Source organism: Shewanella sp., assembly GCF_013214165.1.
Taxonomy (GTDB): Bacteria; Pseudomonadota; Gammaproteobacteria; order Enterobacterales; family Shewanellaceae; genus Shewanella.
In genome coordinates, this window is record NZ_JABSSM010000020.1 from 128,434 (window position 1) to 134,464 (window position 6,031).

The window sequence follows — 6,031 nt, forward strand, 5'->3', positions numbered from 1 at the left end:
GCCCGATGCTGATATTTCTCATCATACGTGTTCTACTGTTTGGTGCATTTCTAGTGTCAAGGTGGGAGTTCTCCCACAAAAATAATAACCAAAATATATTGGGAATAACAATGAAAAAAGCCACACTATCGCTAGCCATAGCCTTATCTTTCGCCGGATTAGGCGGTTGCCAAACACAGGAAAACCCCACAGCAACGCCTGAGACACAGGCCAGTCAGCAACAGAATTTTGCAACATTTTCCAGCCAGTTTATCGACGATTTATGGAAAGAGTCACCGACTTGGGCGCTTTACAGTGGTTTTCACCAATATGATGGGGTGCTCAAGGTACCCAATGCCAAGAATCGTGCATTGTCTTTAGCCTTTAATAAGCAAGAGTTGAGCAAGCTCGCCTCGTTCGATCTAGACAAGCTGTCGGCTAATGAGTTGATCGATTATCGATTGATTGAAAACTTGCTAAGAAGAGACATCTGGGAGATAGAGCAGTTTAAGTCCTGGCAGTGGGACCCCTCTGCATACAATGTTGCCGGCGGCTTCGCACAATTGATCAACGAAGATTTTGCTCCCTTAGATACCCGTCTACGCTCTGTGCTGGCTCGAATGGAAAATGTGCCAGCCTATTATCAAGCGGCCCAAGATAATATTGAATCGCCAACCCTTGAGCATACTCAACTAGCAATAATGCAAAATAAGGGCGCCTTCTCAGTTTTTTCCGATGAGCTACTGAATCAGGCGAAAGAGTCTGGGTTAACAGCAGATGAAAAAGCCTTGTTCGAGACTCGCTTTAACGCATCAACGAATGCTATCAATGAGCACATTGAGTGGCTCGATGGCTTAGAAACACAATTAACTCGCGATGGCGGGCGCAGTTTCAGGATTGGTGAAACCCTCTATGAAGAGAAGTTTGCCTTCGATATTCAGGCCGGAATGAGCGGCAAAGCCTTATTTGACAAGGCCAGTGCCGACAAGGTGCGGGTACAAGACGAGATGGCAAAGATCACGTCTAAGCTCTGGTCTAGGTATTTCGACACCGACATGCCGGCAGATAAAAACACCGCCACCAAGCAGTTGATCGATAAATTGTCATCTAAGCATGTAAAACGCGATGCGTTTGTCGATGAAGTTCGCGCGCAAATCCCCGAACTTATCGCATTTGTGCAACAGAAAAACCTGATCACCTTAGATCCGAATAAACCTCTGGTTGTGCGTGAGACGCCAGCCTATATGCGTGGTTTTGCCGGGGCGTCAATCAGTGCGCCTGGTCCCTATGAGAAATCGAGTAATACCTATTACAACGTGACGCCACTCGATGGCATGAGTGATGAATCGGCAGAAAGCTATCTGCGTGAATACAATCACTGGATCTTGCAGGTGCTCAATATTCACGAAGCCATACCGGGTCACTACACTCAGCTGGTCTATTCAAATGAGTCGCCGAGCATGATAAAGAGCTTGTTTGGTAATGGCGCCATGGTCGAAGGTTGGGCAGTCTATACCGAACGTATGATGCTCGAAGAGGGTTATGGTGATTTTGAGCCAGAGCTCTGGTTGATGTACTACAAGTGGAATCTACGAGTCATAGCTAACACGATTCTCGACTACGGCATTCAGGTACAGGGCATGACTGAACAAGAGGCGCTTAACTTGATGACCCAAGAAGCCTTCCAGCAGACGGCGGAAGCCGAAGGTAAGTGGAGGAGGGCGACCCTGAGTCAAGTACAGCTGACCAGCTATTATTCAGGCTACCGTGAGATCTATGATTTTAGGGAAGAGCTTAAAATGTCTCAGGGTGAGCAATTTGACCTTAAAGGCTTCCACGAGCAATTTCTAAGTTACGGCAGTGCGCCAGTTAAGTACATACGTAAATTGATGATGAACTAGCTGATCCATTAGCTGTATTGATGGCAGTTTTGTAGATTAAAGAGACCAGTATTAGCTGGTCTTTTTTAATTACGTTTCTCTTGTTATAATCAAATGCTTAGCCATATTTTCCTTGGCTCGTTTTCCTGTAAAAACTGCCAAATTATATAACTAAAGACGATACCACCGTACAAAGTATTGTGGCGATAGAAGTTGAGAACTAACCATTAGGCTCTAAGCTTCTATAGGTTATTTAACTTGTCGTTAGAGAGCTAGGGGCTTCACAAAGCAGGCTTGGAACAAACGTTTAGTACTACTTTCATATTGAACATATAAACCACCTACGTATCTTACTTCAGCGTCTCCATAAGGGGCGTATAACTCTTTTACAAAAGCATCCAGCTGACGGTGTTTGGTTTGAGATGGCCAATCCTTGCTGATGATCTCGCTGATTTCACTTAGATATTCATAAGAGTCACCTCTATGCAATAAAGCAAACGTGTTGAGGTTGCTATTATTGATTAGATCCCAGTCAGCCTTCGATACGTCTAGAAATTGAACGTCACCAGAGAGTTTATCTACTAACATTCTGTTTAGACCTGCATTTAACTTTATTCTGTTAAGAGAATAATTTAATTGCTTACAGAAATGTTGATCACTGATACCTAAGTCACGATGAGCTAAGTAAAGTAAAAACAATTTGAGTTTATTCTCTAGTTGATAGGAGTTAATGTTGTCTTTGTACTTTGCAAAACGACCGTGTGCTGACGCATTTCTGATTTCGACTAGCTGATTAATCTCTTGTGTTGAAAGGTTGAAAATACTCTTAATGTCTTCATGAAGGCTATCTATCAGATGTTTTATTTTATCTTTAAATGTATGAATACTTGTGCTTTTAACCGTAAAACCAAAAGAGTCGGAAATAGTATCGTATATCTTGCTATTTTCTTCACTCGTATTTTTTTCTTTGAAACCAGCCACTACAAGTTTTAAGTCATTTAGAAGTTTTTTACGTTCTTCTTTTGGCAAGCTTTTTTCAGATTCGTTAGCGAATATGGTAGATTTTGCCTCAAGGATGCTCACAAAGCTCATCACTTCAAGATCTGAGATATGATCATACGACATATAAAGCGGGATTTTTAACCAAATATTTTTGAATTCATGTCGTTTATCTACAAAGCATGAAGTAAAGATTTTCTCCCACAGCTCATTATGCAACAGTAGAGAAGCATTGGATAACTCATCTCTAGACGTTGTTACCTCAATTTCTCTAATTTTAGGGCTAGAAAAGTAGAACTCTCTTCCATTAACTTTAACCTGCTCAGTGACTAACGGCCTACCTAATATTATTGAGAACAGATGCTTACTATCTATTACTAACCATTCAACTTCGTTAAGTGAAAGTGATTTATTTGCTTTAAATTCAATGAATACGCTTTCAACATCAGTCTCTTTATCGTTTGAAATAGACTTATCGACAAAACAACTTACTATGTATTCATTGTGTTTAAATACAAGATCAAATGAGAACAAGGTGGCTTTACTGTCAGTGGTATTTTTAGCTTTTTCTAAATCAGCTTTACGTTGTAAAAACCACTTAGACAAGCCAGCTAGACTGAAGCTTACTGTATGAATTATCTCATCGTCCCAACCCGATTTTACATACCTTGGCGCAACTTCGCCTACCTCACAAATACACTCTATTAATGTCAGTTGTTGACCGTTCTCAGTAAGGCATTTAATGCTATCGACTTTACTTGGTAGTTGATTCCAACCTGCATGATCATAAGGGATAGAGATAGCATCAAAGTTGGGATACTTGCCTTCACTTAATTTTAGTTCACCTGTTAGGGTACTGTCGTGCTTAATGCGGTCATCTTTTACAGATATCTTTATGGTGTGATTGCGATTTAATTTGAGCAAAACAGTTCCTTAAATTACCTTACATACATTATAAGAGTCGATGCTATCTCGAATTCCTATTGCAACTTCCAAATAATGATTATGGTTTGATACAAAATCATCCCACTTTACAGACTTAATGTAGCTATGCTCACCATAGAAAATTGTATTAGGGGTGTGATTACTACAATTACCATATGTCGGTTGTTTAATATTGAACATGTTGTTACTTAGAATGCTAAACAGTCTATCTGTTCTTGTTATTTCGACATTACAGTGAGGGCAGGGGTCTTGTTCAAAATAGTAGCCATATGATCCATATTCATCAGGTATCACAACTGCCAACACAGCGTTTGTTTGACTAGTTTTACCTAGCACTGTGATTTTCTTAAGAGAGTAGGATATCTCCCAAGGTATCCACTGATCTCTTTCTGTGGCGTAAGGCTCTTTCATGCCTTTTGAGATTAAAACAATAGTCACCGAACTATCATGGATTCTCAGCTTTAACTTACCTTCTATAGTGCTGTCGGTAAAACTTGCCATTGACTCATCATCTTTCTCTGCTTTGTCTATATGGTCATCAGAAATTAAGGTTTGTAGCCGTGTAACGTAATCTCTAGCTGTAGTCTCAGGGATTAACCAGCTTGTCGGTGCAAGACTCAGAACCTTTTGATCAGTAAACTTATAAGAAATAAAAATTTTACGTCCCATCATCTTCCCCCTATAAAAAATACATAACTATAGAAACGGTAAGTATTAAAACGCCATAAAAAACAACTATGGTTTTAGAAGTCATGACAGCAGTCCATGTTGAGCTGTCTTTGTTGTAGCTTGAAGCATTCATTGAGAAATTGATGTCAGCTACAGCTTTGGCTCGAACTTCATCATAAAGGTGTCTGTACTGCTTTTCTTGCGATAGATAGAAAGAATCTAGTATCCAAAAAAGTGGTACAACAATGTAGGAAATCAATACGAATTTGTGATTTGTTCCACTAGCAGCTAATGCAAACAATGCTGAAACTAGTGTGACTGACCAACCTTTGATAAGGAATGAATTTGAGTTCATTCTGGTGATGACTTGTTGGATGAATTCTAGATGTTTCATCTTACAATCTTGCGTTGACATCCTTTTCTCTCAGCAGATTTATTGTGCAAACAGATTAACAGTAAAATCCCTTATCTTCATTAACTTAAATCAACTTATGTTCGACATCATAAAATGGATTATCAGTACTGTTTAGATCAGGATAGAACTGTAGAATACATAGTATTCAACATTGATATGGTAATGAAATGCAAGAACTCACAGAGATTCTACAACACGCTACTGCTGAAGTAACTGAAGAGTATTTCATGCTCAAGATAGATGGTGGTAGCCCTATATATAGGGAAAGGGTGTATTGCTATGAGCTATACCATCAGATGAGAGTTCAATGGCCTGAAGATACAGATTTAGTGTTGAACGGTGAGGTTGATAAAGCTGGTCATCAAATTTTAGCTGAGCTTGGTGCAGATCATGTTAAACCTGATTTTTTAGTACATCGGCCTGGTCATATGTCGAGAAATGACACAATCATTGAGGTCAAGTCTAAAAGGTTAAATCCTAAAGGTTTAAAAAAGGACTTAGAAAGTTTGAGTCTGTTTAGAAATGTAGTTGGTTATGAGAGAGCTATTTATTTAATTTATGGCGTTGGGATTGATGTTGGAGTGCTATTAGAGCGCATCCATAATGTTTCTAGAGATGTTGAAAATCTAGCTGCTATAGAAATTTGGGTACATACTGAAGCAAATACACCAGCTTTTCAAATAGGTACGATTACTCCTTAATACCTTTAAATAGGTGCTAGGTCTTTAACTACGATCTAGATGTATGTCCTTCCATTGTCTTATGTCTTCGCTTTTCAACAATGAATAGAAGGAATGTATTGCAGGAAATGTTTGTGTTGGGCTTGTCTCAACACAGACATTGAACTGCTTGTTTGACTTGCTCAAACAACTCAGGATCTTACTTCTGTTTTCTGTTCTAGATCTCAGAACTCATTTGCTTGTCATTGATCAATTACTTCAAGATCTTATTGTACTGCTCGTTGCTAAAGCAACAATCAGAAATCAACGTATTATCACTCAGAAGAAAAGCACTTCTGTAAGCGTCCGGCGAACTACGCCTTGCTTAGATTAACGCACCAGGGTAATAGGCTATTGAGAACGCAGTTTGGGTGTGATAATTGCTCTAAGCAATGTTCGATGTAATCGAACGGCGTTAAGCCGTT

5 protein-coding genes are annotated in these 6,031 nt (G+C 39.5%); 2 read left to right on the forward strand and 3 right to left on the reverse strand.

Features of this window, described 5'->3' with window-relative positions:
- Positions 1 to 110: 110 nt before the first annotated feature.
- Entirely contained in the window at positions 111 to 1,880 is a 1,770-nt protein-coding gene (locus HRU42_RS07445; protein ID WP_295029930.1) for a DUF885 domain-containing protein, read from the forward strand.
- Positions 1,881 to 2,123: 243 nt separating this feature from the next.
- On the opposite strand, the gene HRU42_RS07450 is transcribed toward HRU42_RS07445, so the two are convergent.
- Genes HRU42_RS07450 through HRU42_RS07460 form a run of 3 tightly spaced genes read right to left on the reverse strand, consistent with a single transcriptional unit; the run spans position 2,124 to position 4,866 of the window.
- Positions 2,124 to 3,782, reverse strand: coding sequence for a hypothetical protein (locus tag HRU42_RS07450; protein ID WP_295029931.1), 1,659 nt, complete (start codon positions 3,780 to 3,782; stop codon positions 2,124 to 2,126).
- Positions 3,783 to 3,791: 9 nt separating this feature from the next.
- A complete protein-coding gene (locus tag HRU42_RS07455; protein ID WP_295029932.1) occupies positions 3,792 to 4,472 on the reverse strand; it encodes a TIR domain-containing protein in 681 nt (226 codons plus the stop codon).
- A gap of 10 nt (positions 4,473 to 4,482) precedes the next feature.
- On the reverse strand, positions 4,483 to 4,866 hold the full coding sequence (locus tag HRU42_RS07460) for a hypothetical protein (RefSeq protein WP_295029933.1): 384 nt from the start codon (positions 4,864 to 4,866) through the stop codon (positions 4,483 to 4,485).
- 188 nt (positions 4,867 to 5,054) lie between these two features.
- Here HRU42_RS07460 and HRU42_RS07465 point away from each other — a divergent pair, with 188 nt between their 5' ends.
- Positions 5,055 to 5,588: a hypothetical protein gene (locus HRU42_RS07465; RefSeq protein ID WP_295029935.1), complete on the forward strand. Its 534-nt coding sequence runs from the start codon at positions 5,055 to 5,057 to the stop codon at positions 5,586 to 5,588.
- The last annotated feature ends 443 nt before the right edge of the window (positions 5,589 to 6,031 follow it).

Coding starts and splice junctions, on each gene's coding strand:
- HRU42_RS07445 (WP_295029930.1), top strand. CDS start 111: ATGAAAAAAGCCACACTATCGCTAGCCATAGCCTTATCTTTCGCCGGA.
- HRU42_RS07455 (WP_295029932.1), bottom strand. CDS start 4,472: ATGGGACGTAAAATTTTTATTTCTTATAAGTTTACTGATCAAAAGGTT.
- HRU42_RS07460 (WP_295029933.1), bottom strand. CDS start 4,866: ATGAAACATCTAGAATTCATCCAACAAGTCATCACCAGAATGAACTCA.
- HRU42_RS07465 (WP_295029935.1), top strand. CDS start 5,055: ATGCAAGAACTCACAGAGATTCTACAACACGCTACTGCTGAAGTAACT.